The 23,268-nt window shown below is 47.3% G+C and carries 21 protein-coding genes; 9 read left to right on the forward strand and 12 right to left on the reverse strand.

The window, feature by feature from the left end; genetic code table 11:
* Positions 1 to 75 precede the first annotated feature (75 nt).
* Both K6T99_06430 and pdxA read right to left on the reverse strand, forming a co-directional pair.
* A complete protein-coding gene (locus K6T99_06430; protein ID MCL6519452.1) occupies positions 76 to 696 on the reverse strand; it encodes an IMP cyclohydrolase in 621 nt (206 codons plus the stop codon).
* A gap of 80 nt (positions 697 to 776) precedes the next feature.
* Positions 777 to 1,784 carry a 4-hydroxythreonine-4-phosphate dehydrogenase PdxA gene (gene pdxA, locus K6T99_06435; protein ID MCL6519453.1) on the reverse strand — a complete coding sequence of 336 codons (1,008 nt, stop codon included), beginning with the start codon at positions 1,782 to 1,784 and terminating at the stop codon, positions 777 to 779.
* 330 nt (positions 1,785 to 2,114) lie between these two features.
* On the opposite strand from pdxA, the gene K6T99_06440 reads away from it, so the two are divergent.
* From K6T99_06440 to K6T99_06455, 4 genes are read left to right on the forward strand one after another with little or no spacing between them, the layout of a single operon-like run.
* The gene (locus tag K6T99_06440; GenBank protein ID MCL6519454.1) at positions 2,115 to 3,176 is read left to right on the forward strand and encodes a hypothetical protein; all 1,062 of its coding nucleotides are present in this window, start codon (positions 2,115 to 2,117) and stop codon (positions 3,174 to 3,176) included.
* A 48-nt stretch (positions 3,177 to 3,224) separates the two neighbouring features.
* Positions 3,225 to 4,703 (forward strand): ADP-ribosylglycohydrolase family protein, encoded by a 1,479-nt coding sequence (locus K6T99_06445; protein MCL6519455.1) that lies wholly within the window; start codon positions 3,225 to 3,227, stop codon positions 4,701 to 4,703.
* Between the two features lie 36 nt (positions 4,704 to 4,739).
* Positions 4,740 to 5,132: a DUF3887 domain-containing protein gene (locus tag K6T99_06450; protein ID MCL6519456.1), complete on the forward strand. Its 393-nt coding sequence runs from the start codon at positions 4,740 to 4,742 to the stop codon at positions 5,130 to 5,132.
* Between the two features lie 36 nt (positions 5,133 to 5,168).
* A complete protein-coding gene (locus tag K6T99_06455) occupies positions 5,169 to 5,555 on the forward strand; it encodes a hypothetical protein (protein MCL6519457.1) in 387 nt (128 codons plus the stop codon).
* A 54-nt stretch (positions 5,556 to 5,609) separates the two neighbouring features.
* On the opposite strand, the gene K6T99_06460 is transcribed toward K6T99_06455, so the two are convergent.
* From K6T99_06460 to K6T99_06475, 4 genes are all read right to left on the reverse strand, one after another.
* The gene (locus K6T99_06460) at positions 5,610 to 6,116 is read right to left on the reverse strand and encodes a phosphoheptose isomerase (protein MCL6519458.1); all 507 of its coding nucleotides are present in this window, start codon (positions 6,114 to 6,116) and stop codon (positions 5,610 to 5,612) included.
* 3 nt (positions 6,117 to 6,119) lie between these two features.
* Positions 6,120 to 7,232 (reverse strand): uroporphyrinogen decarboxylase family protein, encoded by a 1,113-nt coding sequence (locus K6T99_06465; GenBank protein MCL6519459.1) that lies wholly within the window; start codon positions 7,230 to 7,232, stop codon positions 6,120 to 6,122.
* Positions 7,233 to 7,242: 10 nt separating this feature from the next.
* Positions 7,243 to 8,418, reverse strand: coding sequence for an aminotransferase class V-fold PLP-dependent enzyme (locus K6T99_06470; GenBank protein ID MCL6519460.1), 1,176 nt, complete (start codon positions 8,416 to 8,418; stop codon positions 7,243 to 7,245).
* A gap of 483 nt (positions 8,419 to 8,901) precedes the next feature.
* Positions 8,902 to 10,302, reverse strand: coding sequence for a sulfatase (locus K6T99_06475; GenBank protein ID MCL6519461.1), 1,401 nt, complete (start codon positions 10,300 to 10,302; stop codon positions 8,902 to 8,904).
* Between the two features lie 261 nt (positions 10,303 to 10,563).
* On the opposite strand from K6T99_06475, the gene K6T99_06480 reads away from it, so the two are divergent.
* Entirely contained in the window at positions 10,564 to 10,818 is a 255-nt protein-coding gene (locus K6T99_06480) for a hypothetical protein (GenBank protein MCL6519462.1), read from the forward strand.
* Positions 10,819 to 10,923: 105 nt separating this feature from the next.
* Here K6T99_06480 and K6T99_06485 read toward each other — a convergent pair whose 3' ends face one another.
* From K6T99_06485 to K6T99_06510, 6 genes are all read right to left on the reverse strand, one after another.
* Positions 10,924 to 11,490 (reverse strand): flavodoxin family protein, encoded by a 567-nt coding sequence (locus tag K6T99_06485; protein MCL6519463.1) that lies wholly within the window; start codon positions 11,488 to 11,490, stop codon positions 10,924 to 10,926.
* A gap of 180 nt (positions 11,491 to 11,670) precedes the next feature.
* Positions 11,671 to 13,110 (reverse strand): L-fucose/L-arabinose isomerase family protein, encoded by a 1,440-nt coding sequence (locus K6T99_06490; GenBank protein ID MCL6519464.1) that lies wholly within the window; start codon positions 13,108 to 13,110, stop codon positions 11,671 to 11,673.
* Between the two features lie 104 nt (positions 13,111 to 13,214).
* Positions 13,215 to 15,188, reverse strand: a complete 1,974-nt coding sequence (locus tag K6T99_06495; GenBank protein MCL6519465.1) for a hypothetical protein — start codon at positions 15,186 to 15,188, stop codon at positions 13,215 to 13,217.
* Positions 15,189 to 15,293: 105 nt separating this feature from the next.
* A complete protein-coding gene (locus K6T99_06500; GenBank protein MCL6519466.1) occupies positions 15,294 to 15,986 on the reverse strand; it encodes a hypothetical protein in 693 nt (230 codons plus the stop codon).
* Complete coding sequence (locus K6T99_06505; GenBank protein ID MCL6519467.1) at positions 15,986 to 16,753, reverse strand: ABC transporter permease; 768 nt, start codon at positions 16,751 to 16,753, stop codon at positions 15,986 to 15,988. The genes K6T99_06500 and K6T99_06505 overlap by 1 nt, the downstream gene beginning before the upstream one ends.
* Positions 16,741 to 17,490: an ABC transporter ATP-binding protein gene (locus K6T99_06510; GenBank protein MCL6519468.1), complete on the reverse strand. Its 750-nt coding sequence runs from the start codon at positions 17,488 to 17,490 to the stop codon at positions 16,741 to 16,743. The genes K6T99_06505 and K6T99_06510 overlap by 13 nt, the downstream gene beginning before the upstream one ends.
* Positions 17,491 to 17,667: 177 nt before the next feature.
* Here K6T99_06510 and K6T99_06515 point away from each other — a divergent pair, with 177 nt between their 5' ends.
* The 4 genes from K6T99_06515 to K6T99_06530 all read left to right on the forward strand — a co-directional run bounded on the left by K6T99_06515 (position 17,668) and on the right by K6T99_06530 (position 23,264).
* The gene (locus K6T99_06515; GenBank protein MCL6519469.1) at positions 17,668 to 19,722 is read left to right on the forward strand and encodes a PDZ domain-containing protein; all 2,055 of its coding nucleotides are present in this window, start codon (positions 17,668 to 17,670) and stop codon (positions 19,720 to 19,722) included.
* 15 nt (positions 19,723 to 19,737) lie between these two features.
* A complete protein-coding gene (locus K6T99_06520; GenBank protein ID MCL6519470.1) occupies positions 19,738 to 20,568 on the forward strand; it encodes a serine protease in 831 nt (276 codons plus the stop codon).
* 66 nt (positions 20,569 to 20,634) lie between these two features.
* Entirely contained in the window at positions 20,635 to 21,999 is a 1,365-nt protein-coding gene (locus K6T99_06525; protein ID MCL6519471.1) for a ThuA domain-containing protein, read from the forward strand.
* Positions 22,000 to 22,001: 2 nt separating this feature from the next.
* Entirely contained in the window at positions 22,002 to 23,264 is a 1,263-nt protein-coding gene (locus K6T99_06530) for a Gfo/Idh/MocA family oxidoreductase (protein MCL6519472.1), read from the forward strand.
* Positions 23,265 to 23,268: the final 4 nt, after the last annotated feature.

The following is a 23,268-nucleotide window of genomic DNA, read 5'->3' on the forward strand; positions in this document are numbered from 1 at the left end:
CTTTCAACCAATTTGACACCGATTGTTACCAAAATTGAGCCAGATTTATAAAAATCCTTTCAGAAGGCTGATATCTTATCCCTTTATTTTGCCAATTTCAAATGGATTAAATACTGCTAGCTTTTCCATCCAAGCTGCAGCACATATGGGTTTTTCTAGGTTTGCGAAAATACCACTATCTACAACATACTTAGCTGCTTCAAGAGGAGTTTCTGCAAAAAAGGGATAATCTTTATCTTCTACCTTATTCATCTCATAAGTGCAAATTATTCGACAAGAATTAGGCTTCAGGTTAAAATGAGCAGTCTCCACCTTATCCGGACGAACAATCCCAATGTAGCCCACTGAATCTTTCACAATCCCGGCAATTCGAGGTGTGTTCAGCTCATCCCTTTCGTAACCCATCTCAGCAAGCACGTCACTCAACGCTGTCTCTGGTTCGACTCCACCCTCAAGTTTCTCCCAAATTGGGTCAGTGTGCGAACCATTTGAGACTACAACTCCATTCTTCGATACGCGTATGCAGTTGTAAGCTATATAAGGGTTTTTTTTCAAATCCTCGGAATCTAATGGCTGGATAGCAACACCTATATCGGTAATTCTAGCAACTCGGTTTGGAAACGAACGTGATGAAACCCTATATGCAACAAATGGCTTACTAGTCATCCCTACAGCGACTATTCGCCCAACATACATTTTGAAAACCTCCGCAATTCAATTCATGTAGTATTCACGGCATAACAGGCTGTAGAATAATACCAAACTGAACATTCCTTTTACAAGTTTCGCCTTTGATGTTCGAGTAAGTCTGCAGCAGCAATAATGGCAGCTTCCATACTAACGGGATTCGCCCTGCCCTGCCAAGCGATGTCAAACGCCGTTCCATGGTCAACGGATGTGCGAAGGACAGGCAATCCTAGTGTTGCTGAAACTGTTCGATAGAAATCGCGCGTTTTTGCAGCTATGTGACCTTGGTCATGGTATAGCGAAACCACGCAGTCATACCTGCCCTCAAGAGCTTGGTGAAATACAGAATCCGCTCCCACAGGTCCCTGCACATTTATGCCCTTTGCCTGTGCTTTTTTGACAGCAGGGATTAGAATTTTCTCTTCCTCATTGCCAAATTGCCCACCATCGCTTGCATGCGGATTAAGCGCGGCTACTCCAATTCGTGGCGACTCGAAACCCAATTCTCTCATCGCATTGTTCACTAGTTGTAGCATGTTGAGCAGACGTTCCTCTGTTATATAGTCAATTGCTTCTCTTAGCGAAAGATGGCGAGAAAGGAAGAAAATCTTCATATTCTCAGTTATAAACATTGTGAGTGGGTTTGGTGCATCCAGATAGTCGGCAAGCATTTCGGTGTGTCCAATGCCTTCAACGCCGGCAGCCCTCAGCGATTCTTTGCTAATTGGGGCGGTTACAATAGCATCTATCTTTTGCCACAATGCCAATTCACATGCATACCTTATGTATGCATCGGCGGCACGACCTCCAATTGCTTGGACCTTTCCTGGTTCGATTTCTTGGATGCCTTCGACAACGACATCCAAAACTTCAATCATTCCTGGAATCCCTTGGGCACTTCGAGGATCACTGATGGCTAATAACGGTGTTCGAATACCTAAGATATCAGCCACTCGCTTGAGCACAGAAAGGCTGCCTATCACGACGGGAACCAAACGCTTATAAATATCTCGGCGTTGTAGGGCAACAAGTACGATTTCTGGGCCAATCCCAGCTGGATCGCCCATAGTTATTCCAATTACCGGTCGTGTTGACATTTTAACTCTCCAAGTACTTGGTTAAACCAATTTAACTCAAAAATGTTGCATCTCGACTTTCTTCCAAATTAGTATTAACTTGTCTGAAGTATGCAAAAACGTCGGTTAAGCAGAAGTCAAATTCGCATAAAAGCCCGTGTCGTTTTTCTCACGCCTTGCACTGCACATAGAAACTAGGTTATTCAAATAAAAATTGCTTCTTCCGATTCGCTCAGCTACTTTACCTCTTGTTTTTTTATATAACTATACCAGCTAGACTCACAACTTCAAAGTCTGTATAATCAAAAAACAACGATGGCCAATTGCCATGTGGAGGTCAGCATAACCCATATGTCCCCAAAGGAACGAGTTCTAGCTGCTGTAAATCACATTCAGCCAGACCGCCCACCAATTCAAATATACGTCACGCCGGAAATCCACCAGCAGCTTATGGAATATTTTGCCCCGTCAAATTACATTGAGGTTTTTGAAGTTGATTTTCGCTATGTTTCCCCGATTGAACTCAAAGCTCCACGAAAACCCGAACAGGGGAGTTCAATCGACTACTATGACATCTGGGGTGTTGGTTACAAGAACGTTCCCAATAATGCAGGTGGCGTATATAGCGAGGCATGCGATCTCGCTTTGGCACGATTAAAGACAATCGATGATGTTCAATCATATCCATGGCCGAACCCTAACGACTACGACTACTCATCCATCCCCAAACAAATTGAGCGAGTGAAAGACTACGCTATTTGCTTAGGTAATGCAGGCATTCCCGATATTATTAATGGAGTTGGCCGTGGCCGTGGAATGGAACAGGTGCTTATAGATATTATTACAAAAGATGAAGTTGGAATCGCTATTATCGACAAACGCGTAGACTTTTATTATGAATGGTGTCGCAGAGGGTTGGAAGCAGGCGGAGGAAAAATAGACATCCTATGCATCGGGGAAGACTTGGGCACACAAAAAGGACCAACCATGAGCCCCGCAATCTTCGATAGCTTCTTCCGGCCTCGGATACAAAAGTTCATTGACTTAGCCCATGAGTTCGGAGCAAAAGCAATGCTCCACTCATGCGGCTCAACCCGCTTGCTCCAACACAAGTTTATTGAAATGAAACTTGATATACTGGACGCAGTCCAGCCGGAACCCGTAGGAATGAATCCGGAAGAATTAAAGAAGGAGTTCGGCGACCGTTTGACGTATTGCGGTATGATAAGCACCCAACAAACGCTACCCCATGGTACAATTGAGGAATGTCGGGCGGAAGCAAGACATCGTATTGATGTCATAGGAAAAAATGGCGGCTATATATTCGCACCGGCACACTGCATCCAGCCGGACACGCCACTCGAGAATATACTTGCAATATATGAAGAAGCAACAGGCAAAAAGTTTATGTAGTTTTTAGATCAACGCCAACAGCAGAAATGATAGAAAGGACAAACTGCAGTGAAGCCTATTACCATCTCAGAAACCGAATACCGCGACAAAGTATACGCATGCTGGCTCGGGAAGAACATTGGAGGCACGCTTGGTGCACCATATGAGGGCCGAAAGGAAGCACATAACCTCACCTACTATGACCCACTTCCCTCCGGGTCAGCAGCAAATGACGATCTCGACCTTCAACTTGTTTGGTTAAAAATGCTACAGGAGCGTGGCATCAACCCGCGCCTCCAGGATTTCGCTGATTATTGGATGAAGCACCTCTATCCATATCCTTGGGATGAATATGGATTCTGCCAGCGCAACTTGCAAAGGGGGCTTAGGCCTCCAATTAGCGGATGCTTCGAAAATGATTTCATTGACCAGATGGGCTCACCAATCCGAAGCGAGATATGGGCATGCATTGCCCCAGGAGACCCGCAACTTGCCGCCATTATGGCATGGAAGGATGCAGTTCTCGACCATGCGGGCGGCGAGGGCGTCTGGGGGGAGATGTTTTGGGCGGCCGTCGAAAGCGCTGCGTTTGTCATCAACGACCCTCTCAAACTTATCCAAATTGGACTCAGCATGATTCCAATTTGGTCTCATATTAGCCGCGCCGTTAATTCGGCTGTTTGGTGTTACCATAACAATATCCCCTGGGAACAAGCCCGAGAAAAAATATTGAATCGCTTCGGACACAACCATCCATGCCATGCCCCTCAAAACCACGGCTTCACGATAATTGGTTGGCTTTATGGCAAAGATTATGGCGACAAATTGTGCAAAGCTGTTAACTGCGGCTACGATACTGATTGTACTGGCGCTACCCTTGGCTCCGTCCTTGGAATCCTTGGCGGTACGAAGAATATACCCAAGGAATGGTCGGATCCCGTAAGAGAAGGAATCGTTCTCCACAAGTTTACACAGAAACTGGATGCTCCGAAGACAATCGCCGAACTGACAGAGCAAACAGTAGAAATCGGGAAGAAGGTGCTTTCTCAACGCTCCAAAATCAGCATGGTTGGCGAAAGCACTAAAGTTCCGCCCAATATCCTTCACATTTATTCAATAAATGAAAAAGCGCGCACGCTTTGGAAGCGAGATATGGAATCTGCTACAATTCCAATCTCAAAAGACATGGAGGTAACACTCCATTACCACGGCGATCCCGTGATTAAGCCTGGCGTTCCAAAGGTCTTAAGCATCACGGTTGAGCGCAACGAAGAACCCATACCAGCCAACGCCATGCTTGAATTCCCCTCGGACTGGCATGTTAAGCCAATCGAATCATCAGAACTTGAGATGGCATACGAAGTCTTTGCTGACAACCCAGTGGATTCGAACACAATCAAGGCAAAGGTCGAGATTGGCGCCGATAAGTTCGAGTCGAACTTTATCATCCTTGGGCCAAACACCGGTAAAGATTGGCAGCCAGCCGCTGGTGTACCGCACTGCCCCAAGTGTGGCGCACGGATTGAGGCTTGCCTTTGCCCTAAATAAGTATCAAGTCTAACGAAAAACATCGGAGGTTAACTTATGAATAAAAGACTGTCAACTGCTATTGTTGCAATGCTGGCGCTCGCTCTCCTAATGCCGGGATGCGGCAAATATGGGAAGGAGAAGTTTGCCCGCAAGGTTATTGACGCCACTTATGCCGGGTCTTTCGACCCACTCCGCCCCAAGATGACCGATATGATGAAGGAGACAATGTCGGATTACTCCGTCAGCCAGGTGGGCAAAGACCTGGAACAGCGTTATGGCAAAGTCAAAAGTTTAAAGCTAACTGCAACGGAAAAACTCAACGAAGGCACTGAAGATGAGTTCGAGCACGAAACATGGGATGTCAAAGCCGAACGCGGTAGTTTCGACATGAAGCTCATTATTGACAAGAAGGGAAGACTTGCAGGAGTCTGGTTCGTTCCAAAATAGCGGTTACTTTGTTATATAAAAAGAGGAATTGGTGTTATGTGCAAGAGGAAAGTATTTGCGCTTGTCCTCGCGCTTGTGGTTGCCGCCATCTTCTCCGGTTGTTCCAAGATGGAGAACAACCCCAAGTTCGTCCGCAAAATTATATCGTGCGTATACGACGGCTCACTGCGCCCGATATCCAAACACTTGAGGGCGGACCTTGAAAACGTGCTTACGGACAGCCAGGTTGCCTATATCGGAAAAATTCTTCGCGAGAAGTATGGTAAACCACAGCGGGTGCTGAAGGGCAAAACCACCACCTATGAAGGGGAAACCGTCACAACCTACGTTGTCGAAGCCCAGAAGGGTTCTTACCGAATGGTAATAACGATAGACAATCGGAACATGATAGCTGGGCTTTATTTCCCCGAAGCTGAAGAATAAACTATTCTTCACCAAAGCTTCTCAAATATAATAAGAAGCCTCCCGCACGCCAATCTACCGCGCATAGTCGTCTTGAATCCGCAAGATGTCGTCTTCGTCCGACGGATTGCTTGGGTCCACGTGCTCCCAAATCTCCGCCACCCTGCCCCAAGAATCCAACGCGCCCGCTAGGCGGTGCATCTCCCCGCATTCAATATGTATCGTCTCGCCTGCATATAATACGTCATAGGCGAGATGTTCTTGGTCAGGCCCGTGTATAACCAACACCGGCCCATCAAGAACCCGCCACAGCTCCGAACGGCGGTTGTGAAGCTGTAGCGAAAGTCTCTGCCCAGGGGCAACGAGCAACACCTTCGGGTCACGCCGCCCAGTCCTCGAGCCCGTGTCCACTCCCCGCCAATAAGCTTCGAAGAAAGGCTCGAGAGACTCTTCCGAGAACCGAAGAAAACCTCCCCAGGGCCTGTCAAAATCTTTGTCAACTATTTCCAACCCGAATCCCTTCGCTTCCGCCAGGATTCGCCTGAACATAATGTCTGCATGCTCTCTGCCTGCAAGTTTCATATGCTATCGTTCCTCATACGTCTTTAGAATTTCCGATACCAGCCGCACTCTTTCAATGTCGCAGACCGGCGACGGCTCGTCGGAGATGCCCAGTATTAGGTTCGGCCTGAACTTTTCGATAATCTCCCGCGTAACCTTCTCGAGGTCCTCCACGCGTTCATGTGGAAGAAACCATGTCATCGGTATGCCATCGAGCAGAATCATATCCCCAAGCGCTTCCTTCATTTCGTCAATTGTAATATCTCCTTGCGGCATCGGTGTCAATGCTTCAATCCCGTCTAATCCCGTGTCCTTGGCATATGGCAACAAGAGCTTAATGTGTCCATCCCAGTGGGCATGCGTGTATTTGCCCTTCGACCGCAGGTACTTCGCTCTGCGCTGATATTCCGGCTCGACGTAGCGCTTGTAGAGATTCGGCGGCAGGAAGTGATGGTCAATGTTGTCGCCAAAGTTGATAATCGGGATTGGGCTTTCGGCAACCACTTCAAGCATCTGCTTATCCGTCTCGTTAATTACTTGAATCAGATGCTCAACCATTCGCCTGTCATCGTTTAGCGCAAATATCGTGTTCTCCACTCCCATTATCTCAATGTAGAGGCGCTGGATGTTGATGCGGGGAATGAAAATCATCGGTGCGGCACGCTCGCCAATTAGCTTGTCATTTCGCTCGAACTCTTCATAATCAAACCACCACGTCCGCCCGCGGAGGATGTACTCCATCACTCGCGCATCCTCCGGCTTCTCCACCGGGAACTTTTCAGTGTGATGAGCAAGCGCCGTGCGTCGAGAGCGCATCTCAATACTGCCAACGGGAGTCGTCCATCTGCTTACGGTAATGCCGCCGTATTCTTCGACTTTGTACTTCACGCTCGGGTCTTCCTTGACCTTAAGGCATCCGTTGAAGAAGGGATAACTGCGGATGGAACAGCCAAGATCGTCGTATACATCGAGGAGCGACATCCCTCGATAGCGCGCGGGCAAAGTTCCCGCGTTTAAATTCGTCCAATACCAATGCTCTATCCTCGGTTGGTAGACTATGTTGTCTACCGGCTTGCGGGCGAAGATTGCAAGTGTTCTCTCCCGAAATGTCATGCCGCTCACGCCTCCGTGAATCATTCTCCCGTCGCTATTTGTTCCAATCTCCCGAAATTATCTTGCCTCCGCTAATCTCTTGCATGGCGTCAATTACAGCGTCTATCTCTTCTTCCGCAGTAAAGTAGCTTAGACTAAACCTAACAGTGCCCACGGGAAACGTGTTCGCAGTCTTGTGCGCCGCCGGAGAACAGTGGAGACCCGCCCTGGTGAGGATTCCATACCTGTCCTCAAGGAGATAAGCAAATACCGACGGGTCGAAGCCGCCGATGTTTGCCGATACAATGGATATGCGGTTCTCGCTATCTTTTGGGCCATACACCCTAACATACGGGATAGCCTTTAGCCCTTTGATTAGCTTTTCTGTCAATGCTTTCTCATGCTTGCGGATTTTTTCGATGCCTTCAGCCAAAACAAACTCCACGCCTGCACCAAGGCCCGCTAGCCCAGGACCGTTCAGCGTCCCGCTTTCACCGACGTCAGGAAGGAAATTAGGCTGGATCTCACTGTCTGAACGGCTTCCGGTCCCGCCACAAACAAGTGGCTTAAACTGTGAACCTTTGACCGTCCGCGATACTACAAGTCCGCCAGTCCCTTGAGGACCGTACAGCGATTTATGACCGGTGAAAGCGAGGAGATCAACGCAGTCCCGCTCAATATCAACGTCAATCACGCCCAATGTCTGCGCGGCATCGACAAGGAAAAGGATTTCCTTCTCGCGGCAAAGACGTCCTATCTCACCAATCGGCTGAACGCTCCCAAGAACATTCGACCCGTGGCAGATGGCAACCATGTCTGTGTTCGGCTGAATTGCCTCTGCAATCGCATCAACCGAAATATAGCCCTCGCGACTGCAGTCTACAACGGTTACTTCAACGCCCGTGGATTCTAGCTGTCGGAGCGGCCGCATAACCGAATTGTGCTCAACACTGCTTGTGATTACGTGCCTCCCAGGCTTGAGGAGCCCCTGAAGGGCTATGTTGATTGCGGTAGTCGCATTTGCCGTGAGGATGATGCGCAGAGGGTCCTCCAAGCCAACTAAGCGAGCGATGCTTTCTCTAGTTCGGTAGATGATGCGCGCCGCTTCCGTCGACATGCGATGACCCGACCGCGCAGGGTTGCCACCAACTTCCGTGAGATATCTAACAACAGCGTCGACCACCTGAGGCGGCTTGGGGAATGAAGTTGCGGCGTTGTCAAGATATATCAATTCAACGCTCCTCTTTTCAAATGTTGTAATCCTTTACAACACTTAGATACAGGGATTTTTGCACATGATATCCCGCAATGTCAAGTGATTGCTGATTTTTTCAAGGTTTTTTGCCGCTTTTTTAATTGAATTCGATATTTTTCAGCCCTTTTTGGCCGCTTTTCTATCTCCATTGCAGGCCCGATTTTCAGCTTTCACCGCTAGCTAATTATTTTGGGGCCATCGTACAAAAGTTTTGTACAGTCGTGCAACATTTTTGTACTTCGGTACAACATTTTTGTACTGCGGTACAAAACTTTTGCACCAAGTGATAATTCCTTTGGTCGGGCTTCTCTTTTTGTTAGAAAAGGGTAAAATGACGAGAGAAAAGCCTTCCACAAAGTTTGACCATATTCTGCAAAAGAGCGCCGCCTTGCGAACTTTCTCCAAGCTTATGCTTTAATGTGCCGCAGTGCGCCAAATGGAAGGCGCGGTACCGCGCACTTACTTTGGATACCCCGTTTCCTTTTTAAGCCGCTCGAGGCGCGACTTCATTTCGGCAAGGATGTGTTTGTATTTTGGGTCATCCACCAAGTTGCGGAGTTCCTGCGGGTCATCTTTCAAGTTGTAAAGCTCAGACTTGTCGTTTATTTCGGGGTATTCGATGTATTTCCAGCAGTCAGTGCGAACGCCGATTATAGTGGGTGTGCGAGGGAAGCCCTTCTCTTGGAAGTATTCGTAAAGCCAGTCGCTACGCCAGTTCGACTTGCGTCCTTTCAGCAAAGGGACAATAGAAAGCCCTTGGTTGCCGGGGAGCATTGGAACGCCAGCCAAATCGAGAAACGTTGGCGCAAGGTCTATATTTAGCACCATTCCATCAACTAGCGTGCCGGGCTTAATAAGCTTCGGATACCGCATTAGGAAGGGAATGCGTATTGATTCTTCGTACATCGCGCGCTTGTCGAGGCGCCCGTGCTCGCCTTGGAAGTAGCCGTTGTCGCTTGCGAAGACGACAACGGTGTCGTCCAGCTTGTTAATTGCCTCAAGTGTTTTGAGTATCCGACCGACGCTGTCGTCCACAGCCATTATAGTGCGGTTGTAATCGCGGATGAAAAGTTCGTAGCCTTCTTTGCTTTTGAGCGCGCCCTTCGCATCGTGGCCCGGCTCCATGCCAAGCTTCACCCACTCGGGTTTGCCTTCGAGGGTGTCATTCATGCTCGAGGGCTTTGTTATGCGCACATTTTCATACAGTTTGGAATGCCTTACAGCGGGCTGGAAAGGACCGTGGACGGCTTTATGACAAAGGTACAAGCAGAAAGGATTTTTGTTGGTCTTCGACAGCCAATCCACCGCAAACTCTGTAAGGATATCGGTCATGTAGCCATCGACTTTCTTAGCTTCGCCATTGATGTTCAGCGTTGGGTTGTAGTAGACGCCCTGCCCTTTAAAGCTAATCCAATGATTGAAGCCGGGCCTAGGCCTTTCTTGACCGTCCATGTGCCACTTGCCGATGAAAGCCGTATCGTAGCCGACTTTTTGGAGTGCCTGCGGCATTGTTGGGATTTCGTCGCTAAAAGGAGTTCCATTATTAATAACTCCGTGCGAGTGGGCATAACGGCCGGTAAGGAAGCAACCGCGGCTTGGGGAGCAGAGTGCGATTGTTACGAAGGCGTTTCTGAAGCGTGCGCCTTCTTTTGCGAGGCGGTCTATATTTGGCGTAAAAAGGAACGGGTGCCCAGCACAGCTCATCGCATCGTAGCGCTGGTCGTCTGTGAGGATGAAGACGAAATTGGGCTTTTTATCGGCGGCGAAAGCTCTGTGAATATTGATGAACGGCAGGCTTGCAACGGCGGCGCTTGCGCTTGCTAAAAATTCCCTTCTTCCGATTTTCTTGTTGTCTGGCAAGATAATTATCCTCCCACATTTGGCACTTTTGTTTGGTAAACTTTTATCCGAAAAGAAAGGTTTTTCCTGCAACTTCGTGGACTTTCGAAATCGGGCGAATGTGCCGATTCTTTTTTAGGAGGAATATTCAAATAATTGGATAAAAATACTAAAAATGCTGTATAATAAGCGGTAGAGGTTAGACCATCTTGTCCTAGAGTTGGGCAAGCGAAGAAATCTCCGACGACGACGTCGGAAATATTCCAATGGAGGAATGATCCAATGAAGGAAGGCATTTGCACATCTTGTGTAAAGCGCAACGTTTGCACATTCACGACCAACTCCGAAAGCATTATTGAATGCGACGAATATGAGGGGGAGGTCAACGGCAACGGCAAGAAGATCCCCAAAGATTACATCCCCTACCTAATCTTTGAGACAAACAACGAAGGGCTCTGCGATACTTGCGGATTTAGGGAAAAGTGCACCTATAAGGAGAGCCACTCGGCAGTAGTTCAGTGCGAGGATTTCTGTTAGAGTAAGCCTCTGAATTAAGAAGGACAATTTGCGAACGGGGCAATCGGCACCCTTCAACTTTTTGCGTGTTGGGTGACTTTCGTTATTGAGATAGACGAGCGCCGCCTAGGCTTTCACGCGTTTTTTCAGCGACCTGCCAATCTCATAGGCACGTTCGAGGACGGTCGGCTTCTGCAAGACGGCGCCTTTTGGTCCGACTCCATCCACGACCAATCGCTCGATGAGGCTGATGCCGAGGTAGTCGAAGCTCATCTCAAACATTCTAAGGAGAGGGTCGGCGGCTTGGGGACCTTCCTCTTCGTATGCGACGACGAGGATAGCCTCTTTACCTTTGATAATAGGCCGTCCTTCGGGGTGGTTAAACACAACAAGGCGGTCAATGAATGTCTTCATAATTGCGGTGGGCGCATACCAATAAACCGGCGTGGCGAGCAAAAGGAAGTCGGAGGCGGCAATTATTTCATATAAGCGAGTCATATCGTCATCAAACGCACAAGGGCGTCCCTTCCGCCAGCATTTCCCGCAAGCGACGCATGGTTTAATTTTGAGCCTTCGGAGGGCGACGACGTCGGTTTCGACGCCGGCTTCCTCAGCGCCGTCTAGGATGCGGGAGGCGAGGATATCCGTATTGCCCCCAGGTCTTGGACTTCCGAGAAAAGCGGTGATTTTCATTGCATGCTTTCCAACAAGCTCCTTTGCAATTTTATCTGCGAACGCCAGACGACATTATAAGACCATCCGCAAATTATGCAAATGGATATCATCCTGCATCCGAAAGCTAATCCTGCTAAATTAATTGGAAGACACGCGACAGCTTAGGCAGAGCAACTGCAAGCTGTTCGGCAATGGTGCTTATCTTGGCGGGAACGGCGGCTCGGGCGTCCACATTCCTGGAACAACTTGGTCAGTTGCATATACTTCGAAGCCGAGATAGTTGCCGAAAGCCTCCCAAAGGACATCCTCGACCTTTCCTCTTGTAAACCCGACGTGATGCGGGAAATGGCGCACGAGGATGTCTCGATAAAGCTTCGTTAGGTTGTTAATTCTTGCCCACCCATACGCACCGAATGTTTTAGCATTGCTTGCTTCGATGTTGGCAGGGACAATCACTGCCTTGTGGTTGCCATCTGCGTCCTGGGTTGCGCGAAGTAGCGTCACGGGCCCTTCTTTGACTTCGAACTCGACAGCACCCCAAGAGTTATCCTTGCCAATGGTGTGGGAGATTATTTCCTGGATGCCAAGCTTTAGGCGGGTTTTTGCGAAACTTCCGGGGAAGACACCGCAATGCCAGAGGTTAACCAAGTTAGGGTCTTCGTTGTGAAGGTTATTCCAATCAGCAAGTCCCGCAGGGCTACCAGAAGCAAGGAGAAGCGCATGCATCGAAAGGGTCCCGAGTATGTCCGATTCGCAGGCACAAGGGATTCCTTCCTCCCCGAGGCGGCCCATTGTTGCGCATGCACACATGCTCAGATTATCCTGGAAACTCGTCCAGCACTGAATTGCCAATCCATTCAAGTCCTTCTCTTCGACGAACTTCCGCAGGAAAAGCTCGAAGCGAGCCATTTTATTGACGACGCCTTCGGGTGCATCTGACGTGTCGCAGTATCCGCGTATGTTGTCTTCAATTCTCTTGACGTCCTCGGAGGCGGGGTCCATATTCGAGACGGCACGAATCGCTTCAGAAAGGTCTAGCGTAACTGTAGTGACTCCTAGACGCTGGAGAGCTTTCTCGCTAACGCGGCAAGTCCAGAATGCATCGGGGCGGGCCCCTATTTGACCGTATCTAGCATTCCTAATACCATTCACCACCCGGCAAAGTGCCATGAAGCGTTGGAGTTCGTCTTGGAAAGAATCTTCTCTTGGGAAGCAAATAGGCACACGAGCGACGGTATACTTCACACCTAGCTGTCTTAGGGCTTCTCCAATCGAAATAAGCCCGCAGAAAGAATCTCTCCTATCCGTGCTAGGCTTTAACACCTCTTCTTCCTGACAGCCGAATATTAGTATTGGCACGTTCAACGCCGCTGTTTTGATTGTAAAAGCCACTGCTTGTTCGTCGCCAAAATTGACTGCGGCGACAATAATGCCTTGGACACTTTCCTCCCTGAAGAGGCGTCCCGTCTTCAGCGCCTCCTCGTAGGTTTCAACGCATCCAAGCTTTGTCATATCTTCGCTTGGAACCACAACCTCAATGCCAGCCTTTTCCATGGCCGCGATAGTTTCTTTGCGCATTTGGGCAGCAAGGATGTCGCTGAAAAAACCTCTGTTGGCGGGTATTAAGCCGATTTTCATCGCCTACTAATCCTCCTGTTTGGCACTCTGAAGTAGGAAAGAAAACTCAACAATTTGGTTTATACACGCTACTTCGGCGTATGGACTCTTTTTTCCTTCTGTTATTATGCGCCCCAAAAGCTGTATGTCGGTATTTTGAAAATAATCCCATAAATGCTCCAGAATGAACCGACAACGCACTGTCCTAGTATTAGCCCGAGGAAAAATGGGATTGCCCACCGATATGTTTTTAAGCCGCCGAAGCGGAGAATCAGCGACTTTAACAACCAAGCAATGAATAACGGAAGCCAGACAAGGTTCATCGACCAACTTCCCGAAATTGCGTAGCCGATAGGATGAAATGGAAACCCGACCGACCGAATGCGAATTAGGTTTAGAAGCATGCAGAAAGTGAAACCTATCACGATTGCCCAAGTAGCCAGAAGGTTTGGCGGCTGAGGTGAACTAATCCAGGCGTTTAGGCGGGTGTACATCTCGGTGCTGAACCATATGCCGGAGTTAAATTTCGCCGCTGTTCCTTTAATATAGGCGTGGTGGAGAAATGCCCAGAACGCCGAAAAGGTTCCAAGAAAGCACGCTGCGCTCATTGCCCAGAAGTAGAAGCGCCGACTTGATTTGGTCGGGTCAGAAACCTTCAGCCCTTCCATTAGCACTGGCATCGGGTGGCTTCGGTAAGCGCGGTTGAACCAGAAGAAATAACTCAAGGCGGTCAGCGAGCGCCCATCAATGTTTTCCGTGCCAACCACCCTTGTAATGATATGGTCAGGTCCGGAGAAATGGAGGTCGTGCACTGGCGGCCCAAGTTCGGCGCGGATGCGTGTTACGGCAACCGACAAGGCAAGGTAAATCAACATCCCGGCGAAAGCCAACCAGGGCTTCAAACCCAGCAGAACAAAGAATCCAACAAGCATGAAAGTCCCCACAACCGCTCCAATCCCTGCCACACGATAGTCAATGGCTTCGTTGCTACAATCAACTGCAGAAGGCCGACCAAGGATTTTCTTGATAATTTCTCTAAGTTGTCGTCTCCCCGTATAAAGAAGGAAAGCCACGATAGCCATATAGCCGCCGAAGCACTGTTCGGTTATGAACGGGAAGTTAGGAGTGACGTCCCAAGCCATAGCGTTTGACACAACTAGCTGCATCTTCCAGAAAACATAGAAGAACCAGCACGAGAAAAGAAGGTCCACGGGGAGCAGGAAACCCAGACCAATTGCAAAGGGATAAAACGAATACGGAGTCCAGCCAACTGCACTCCACGGTTTTGCAGTAAGATATGGCCGCAAATCAGTATGTTTGACGACAATCTCAGGGATTGCGGGATAGAGGTAATGAAGCCCGTTAATGAAATCAATTCCTCCGGCTAGTATGAAACCCGCCCACATCAGCTTATTTCGATAAAGCTTTCCCTCGACATCGCTCATTTCGATTGGCAGATAAACAATCGGGAACGACAGTTTTTCTCTGTCTTGCCATTGCGCTCTAACCAATGTATTGATGCACATGAAAACAAAAAGTAGCACGAAGATGAAGCCTGCCCAAATCAGCACGGGTGATATCCAAGGCTCAAGATTGCTCCACCTATAAAGCGATGAAGCGCCATTATAGTAGCCTTTCAGCGCATCCATGTCGTCAACAAGAACAAACTTTGGCAGATATCCGCCAAAGTTGCTCATCCATCTGTTGCTTGCATTGGCAAAAAAGTAAGGATGGCCCATCATCATTATGAGCACAGGAATGGAATCGTGGCCTGCAAGCGCACTTCCTATAGCAACCATTGTGTAAACTAAGAGCAACTCGGTTTGGGTTAGCGCAACCTTAGGAGCAAATTGGTGGATAAAATGATTTAGCAACCAAACGATTAGCAATATGAAGATGACGTTAGCAAAAAGCGATATACTCGTTGGAAATGGCCCGGGTAAAACCTTTTCCATTAAGATGACCCAGTAGCTATTGATAGGAATTATCAACAGCCCAAGAATCACTGCACGAAATCTTAATACGCGGGCATGTGCGAGCTTTTCGGGCCTACCAGGCCGAGCAACCTCTGACTGCTTTTCGAGGGATGTTTTTTCCATGTCTACAAGATAGGATTATACTTTGGAAGCATTAATCCTCTTGAGAGAAAAAACAATTTGAAAGGAGGCATCAATGTATAGAGGGAAAAATTGCAAAGAAAACAATTACCAGATATCTTTTACGTTCGGTCTTCCGGCGGCTTTCGCACGGACATAGCTTAAATAAGTATCAACTGCATGCCACTCAAATCCATCACTAACTACAGGTCGTAGGATATCCGCTTTTTCAAGATCCCTGAGAGCACATTCCCATTGCTTAAGGCGCGCGAAGAGCACTCCGCGTTCTAAATAAAGCCTATAGTTTTTCGGATTGTGCCGAATTCCCTCGTTAATGAAGGCCTTTGCGCGGTCATATTCCTTTGTGCGATAAAACCAATAAGTGCCAACACACCATGCTTCTACGTAGTGAGGATTGAGGCGGACAGCAACAACGAACCAGGGAAGAATCTCTTTCTCATCTGCGCCAACGACATGCCTTTCGCTGCTTGGTATGGCGGTCTCCTGAAGTAACTTAATATATCTCATTAATGGGAGACTTAAATTTTCTGGTTTATTACCCTTCTTATGGTGTAAGTTTTCATTCTCCTCATGTGATTCATTGCCGCGCACACCGGAATGGAAATAAACATCAGCCTGCTTATATGCTGCTTGCGCCGCAACCTCCGACGCCCCGCCAAGTAGCTGTGTTAGAACATCTTCAGGCTGCGGATTTGCAGAATGAACTATGGGGTTAAGAATAGCAGCAAGAAGAACCACGGAAAAAAGAAAAGAAATTACGACCGCAATGGACTTCACCATTAAAGCCACCTTCGCCGAAAAATTAGCGAACATACAGCTATCAAGCCAATTGCGTAGACTATCCCGTAAATTGCAATATAAAGAAATATCCAAAACGGAAGGGGTCCCCATCCATGAACAAACCGCTGGGTTACATTAAAAAATTCGAAATGCGGCATCAAAAGATATAAACACCACGCTATATACTGCCATATACTGGATACTCCCAGGATCATATCCGACAGCGATTTTGCGCCATATCTCATGACGCATAAGATTATGAAAGAAAATGTTACCGCACCTGCAGTTGTTGAGAAAGAGGAAAAGAAAACAGCCAGCGAGCACAACATAAATAATGCCACCAGCTGAAGAGCAAATGCCTGCCACAGCATCGGATCAACTAATGCTTCTCCACCTTTTACGCAGAGCATAGTAGCTAGGACAAGAAACAATCCTGTCAGACAAATGCCAGCAGCTCCAGCCGCTCCAATTGTCCTTCCAAGTACATATTGCCACCTAGGTAAAGGCCTAGCGAGTATTACATAAACTGTTTTGCTTTCTAAATCCTGAGGGATTTGGCGAGCTGCAAGAGGAACAGCCAGAGCAAAGGATGAAAGCCATACGACTTGCATTATTACATCTTTTGCAAACCTGCCCGCGCTTGATTCACCAATATTGATTAGATGAAGCCAAATAGCAAGTCCAATGATTAAAACAAGAACGACATAAAATTCCTTGCGGCGCAAAGTCTCAATAATAGAAAGGTATGCAACTGCTAGGCAGCCCATGGCAATTCCTCCCCAAGTAACCGCACGAACGCCTGCTCCAAATTAGTCTCATTTCCGACGAGCTCTGCAATCGGTCCTTGAAATACTAGGCTTCCTTCATTCATTAGCAAAATCCTATCGGCTACCATCTCAATCTCCCCAAGCTCATGGGAGGAGAATAAAATTGTTTTTCCTTCTGACCTTAGACTTGAAAGCATCGTGCGCATTCTCATTCGAGCAATCGGGTCCAAGCCCGACATGGGCTCGTCTAAAATAAGTATCTCAGGGTCATGTAGAAGCGCCTGGGTAAAGCCAGCCTGCTGAAGCATGCCCTTTGAGAAACCCAAAAGTTTCGTTTTTAGATAAGGGGTCATTCCCGTCCGTTCAGCCGCAAACTTAACACACTTTTCTCGTTGTCCTCTAGGAACCCCAGACAATGCGGCACAAATACGAAGAAATTCGCAAAGCTTCAAATATTTTGGATAGTAAGATACCTCCGGCATGTACCCAACGCTCAATCTTGATTTTGGGTTGGAGCTTGAAATACCTGCTATGAAACATTCACCATGTGCCACGGGGATTAAATTAAGCAATGCTTTGATTGTAGAAGTTTTTCCTGCACCATTTGGGCCGATAAAACCAACTATTTCGCCACGGTGAACTTTGAAAGACAAATCCTTTACCGCTTGACGTTTTTTACCATGCCCTGCAGAGTAATCAATATTAAGACATCTTGCCTCAATTATCGGTGCCCCCACGATTCTTCAACTCCCAATCGTAGTTATCGGCATGACCTCGAAGATTCATTAGCCTTGTCTTAAGAAGATTCATTAGCCTTGTCTTAAATAGAAAAACAGTCTTGACCTCACTCAATAAACAGTCTATGATTGTAACAATAATACCGTTACTGCGCCAAAAACGATAAGGAGGGACTCATGATACGCACCACGTGCAATAAAATTCCGCATTATATCCTGCTCATCATAATAAACATCTCCCTTTTAGCTACATTCACCCCACTTCAAGCAGCAGCAGGAGAAATGCCTTCCAAGCTTGTTCGAGACGCAATAGAAAAGGCTGTTATGGCTGTCAAGCCCGCTTTAGTTCGGATTCACGTGGTGAGCGCCGAATACTACGAGGGGAAAGAATCTAAGAGCGAGAGTTTTGGCAGCGGCTTTATAATCTCAAAAGAGGGCTATGTCATAACCAACCATCATGTTGCTGGCGATGCAAAGCAGATAATCTGCACCCTTGCAAATAAAGAAGAAATTGATGCCGAGTTAGTTGGCACAGACCCAATGACTGATATTGCAGTCATCAAGCTCCTTCCACCAACAAAACGAGTGTTTCCAACTGCAAAATTCGGTGACTCTTCTAAAATAAAAGTTGGCGATTATGTTTTTGCAATGGGCAGTCCACTAGCCTTCTCTCAGTCAGTAACCATGGGGGTGGTAAGCAATACTGAACTTGTAATACCAGAAACTTGGGGCATGGATTTTAAACTTGACGGCGAAGATGTTGGGTCAATGGTGAGGTGGATAGGACATGACGCAGCAATCTACGGCGGCAACTCCGGCGGACCTCTTGTGAATTTGAATGGTGAAGTTATTGGAATAAATGAAATTCGAATTGGCCTCGGAGGCGCAATCCCCAGCAACCTGGCTAAGCAAGTAAGTGAACAGATAATAAAACATGGAAAGATAATTCGCAGCTGGATTGGCGTTTGCGTTCAGCCACTCTTAAAATCAACCAAAGTAAAGAACGGCGTATTAATCAGTGGCGTCATCTCCGGCTCTCCTGCCGAAAAGGCAGGCATCAAATCCGGCGACATCCTTCTCAAAATTGGCGGGCGCGACGTAAGCGTGAGGTTCAAAGAGGAACTCCCTCCATTCAACCAAATTATGGCAGCGCTTCCGATAGGAAAGCCTGTTAAAGCTGTAATATTACGTAATGGAAAACAAATCGTTGTATCTATTGTACCTGAAGAGCGAGAACCTGCGTTAGCCCGACCCCAGGAATTTAAACAATGGGGTATTTGTGCGAGCAATATAACTTTTCTCAAAGCCAAGGAATTAAAGCGCAACTCACGTAATGGTGTGCTTGTTAGAAGCGTCCGTCCGGGAGGGCCAGCTGGTACTGCCAAACCAAACCTAAAGGAAGACGATGTTATTATTGAAGTAGGCGGCAAACCAGTAAATAATATCAACGATTTGGCAAAATTAACAGAGGAAATAACAAAAGACAAAACCGAACCAACCCCTACCCTTGTTGCCTTCGAGCGCTCTTCCGAAAAGTTCCTTACGGTTGTAAAAGTAGGAATCAGAGAGTTAAAAGACCCTGGGCTCGAGCTAAGCAAAGCTTGGCTACCAGTGTCTACACAAGTTCTAACAAGGGACCTTGCAAAAGTGCTAGGCATTGAAGGTAAAATGGGAGTCAGGGTAACCAAAGTATACCCAAATGCAAAAATTGACCTCCGTGTTGGAGACATTATAACCAAAGTTGATGGCGAGCTAGTGCCTGCTTCACAACCCGAGGACGAAGAGGTACTATCTACAATGATTAGACAGTACCCAATAGGTTCCAAGGTAGAGCTCACTGTCCTACACAATAATGAAGAAATAAAGGTGCCGGTGGAGTTGCCTGCCTCGCCTAAACTGCCCCGTGAGATGAAAAAATATCAGGATATCAACTTCGACTTTATTGTTCGCGACATCGCATTTTTAGACCGAGTAGAAGAAGGTTGGCCAGAGAATCAAGAAGGTGTTATTGTCGAATCAGTCAGCGAAGGCGGTTGGGCGGCTTTAGGAAACCTTTTGATTGGCGACCTTATCTGCACAGTTGACAACCAGCAAGTGAAAAATGTCCAGGAATTCCAGAAAATAATGGCAAGGATAGCAAACGAAAAACGGAAAATGGTAGTTTTTCAGATTAAGCGTGGTATTCAAGAAATGTTCATAGAAATAAGGCCAACTTGGTCACGTGTACCATAAATTAAGGAGGATACGATGAAAACACTAAGATTTGGATTTGCGGTCGCGGTTTCACTTTTGTGTGTGCTATGTAGTTTGTTTTCTCCCGCACCCCTGGCCGCTGATGAAGCCGCTCAAGCAGGAAAGGATATCATCACTAAATATGGCGATGCCATTGTTACTCTGCAATTAGTCGTCAAGACCGAGATGTCAATGGAAGGCGAGGAAGCATCGAAAGAAGAGAACAAAGCTGAGGCCACAGGAGTCATAATTGACCCATCAGGTCTCACAGTTGCATCGCTCTCTGCAGTAGATCCATCTGAAATGATGAGCAAGATGATGAGCTCCAGCGAATATAATCTTAAGATTTCTAGCGAGGTCACCGATTTAAAAATTCGCCTTGCAGATGGCACAGAAATCCCTGCAAAAATTGCCCTGCGAGACAAGGACCTAGACCTTGCTTTTATTCGTCCGATACAAAAGCCGACAAAACCGCTAAATGTACTAGACCTTTCAAAACAAGCTAAACCAGCATTATTAGATCAAGCAATAATGCTATCAAGACTCGGAATGATTGCCAACCGAACGATTGCCGCTAGCGTTGAGCGCATCCAAGCAATTGTAGAAAAACCGCGTACATTCTATATCACAGGTATGTCTATAGGTGACCTAAACCTTGGTGGGCCAGTCTTCGCGCTCGATGGAAATGTAATTGGCTTGCTTATTATGCGAATTCTTCCAACGCGGGCTGGTGGGGAAATGTCCTTTTCCCTGTTTAGTATGAACTATATGCCAATAATGCCAATGATTCTCCCAGCATCCGACATTCTGGCCGCTGCAAAGCAAGTCCCAGAATCAGTGCAATAGGCATTCTTGTACATTTAAATCTAACGCGATATAATAAAGCGGTTACTCTTTTATTTAGGAGCGACAATGTTGAAAACGCCTAACCTTAAAGTAATAAGCACTTTAGCACTTGTTTGCTGTCTTTCAATGTTTTTCCTCGGTTCAACTCTTGCACTCCCATCATCCCCCAAGAAATCGGTGCTCGTTATATCAGTTACCAAAGGCTTCCGACACAGTTCCATACCTCTTGGAGAAGAACTGATAAGAAAGCTTGGAACTGAATCGGGCGAGTGGGACGTAGATCTCGTGCGCACAGACGAGGAAATGGCACAAAAAATGACGGCGAATGCTCTCAAAAAGTACGATGCCATAGTCTTCAATAATACAAGCGGCGACTTACCACTTCCCGATAAGCAGGGGCTCCTCGATTGGGTAAAAGCCGGCGGAGGCGTAGTCGGAATACATGCCGCAACCGACACATTCCGTGAACGCGGCGATTCTCCCGGCTGGGCCGGATTCCGAGAAATGATGGGAGGTCAATTTGTTTCCCATGGACCTCAATCAGAAGTAGAACTTCTTATCCAAGACCCCAAACACCCAGCTACAAAAGAACTGCCTCCGAAATTTAAAGTCAAAGAAGAAATTTACCTTTTAAAGGATTGGTCACGGGATAAAGTCCGCGTACTGATTGCATTGGACAAACATCCAAACTCAGGCGAACCAGGCGACTACCCAATTGCCTGGGTACACCAATATGGGAAAGGACGTGTTTTTTACACCTCACTTGGCCATCGAGAAGATTTAATGCAAACGGAGAATTACAAAAAGCACCTCCGTGGCGGCATTCGATGGGTTCTCGGCATTGCAAAAGGAGACGCAAAACCACTGCCCCCACCTGCACCCATTACTAAGCAAGAAAAGAAAGAAGGCTTCAGAGCGCTTCTAAACGCCAAAGACATTACAGGCTGGCATCCCAGGCACGAGGGTGCCACTCCATGGACAGTGCAAAACGGAATGTTGGTTATGGGGAAAGGTGGTTCAGACTTAATTACCAATGAAAAATTCCGTGATTTCATTATACGCTATGAGTACATGATTCCAAAAGGCGGTAACAGCGGCGTCTATCTGCGGGGGCGTTATGAAATACAAATTCTCGATGATTTCGATAAAAAAACCCCCGACATTCACGGCAACGGTGCTATTTACGGTCTAATTCCGCCGTCCCAATTCGCTAGCAAAGCCCCGGGGGAGTGGCAAACCGTCGAAGCCAAACTAATCGGCAATAAAGTAACCGTAATTCTAAACGGCGTAAAAATCATTGATAATCAGGAACTTAGCGCACCAACGGGAGGCGCATTGGATGATAAAGTAAATGAACCAGGGCCAATTATGCTTCAAGGAGATCATGGCCCGGTTGCATTTAGAAATATAAGAATCAAGGTGCTGAAGTAACTATGAGCAACGGAGCAATTGATAGGCGAGATTTCATCAAAGGTGCAGCAGCATCAATGGCACTTCTTTTTGCTGCAGAGGAACTTTTTGCAGCAGAAGGGGCAACTGAAACCGCGGTAGCAGGACCGCCAGTAAAGTTCGGAGTTGTCGGGATTGGCCAATGGGGAAGAGAAATTTTATCAACACTTTCTAAAATGCCCTCAGCACAAATAACGGCAATTTGCGATACCTACGAACCTTTCCTAAACAAAGGAAAGGAAATTGCACCAAATGCTGTAACTTTTACTGATTTCAAAAAAGTGTTGGAATCGCCCGATGTCGAAGCCGTTATTGTAGCAACTCCAACTCACCTGCATAAAGACATAGTAATTTCGGCTTTGCAAGCTGGCAAGCATGTCTACTGTGAGTCGCCACTTGCTTCAACCATAGAAGATGCAAAGGCCATTGCGATGGCTGCACAGGGAACGAAGCAGGTATTCTATGCTGGACAGCAAGGGCGGTCGAACCTTCTTTACAAGCATGTCGCCAACTTTGTAAAGGCCGGCGTTCTCGGAAATACTGCGATGGTCCATGCCCAGTGGCACAAAAAAGATAGCTGGCGGCGCATGGCTCCAACACCCGAACGCGAGGCAGAACTCAATTGGAGAATTTCCAATAAGACCTCTGCCGGCCTAGTTGCAGAAACAGGAATTCACAATTTAGATTTAGCAAATTGGTACCTCAACTCGCTACCCACCGCTGTAATCGGGTTTGGCTCAATAATAAACTGGAATGACGGACGTGATGTACCTGATACGGTACAGTGTATCTTTGAATACCCAAAGAACGTCCGCATGATATTCTCAGCCACACTAGCTAACTCATTCAGCAACGCGTATACACTGTTCCAGGGAAGCAATAGCAGCCTGATAATGCGCGAAAAACGAGCTTGGATGGTAAAAGAAGCGGACTCACCCTTGCTTGGATGGGAAGTATACGCCAAGAAAGAACAATGCTTCGACGAAACCGGCATTTGCATGGTCGCTGATTCGACAAAACTTCTTGAAGCAGGCAAAGAACCAAGCAAGGAAGGTTCGGTTGAACCAACCAAAGAAGCTTTATATTGCGCGCTAGAGAATTTTACCAGGAGCATCCGAGAAGGCTCCAAACCAGCCTGCGGAGCACTTGAAGGTTACCAGGCAGCGGTGGTAGCAATCAAAGCTAACGAGGCAATCCTATCTGGGACCAAAATTTCCTACCAGCCAGACTGGTTTGAGCTAAAATAAGTAT

The organism is Armatimonadota bacterium (assembly GCA_023511795.1).
In the GTDB taxonomy this organism is placed as follows: domain Bacteria; phylum Armatimonadota; class UBA5829; order DTJY01; family DTJY01; genus JAIMAU01.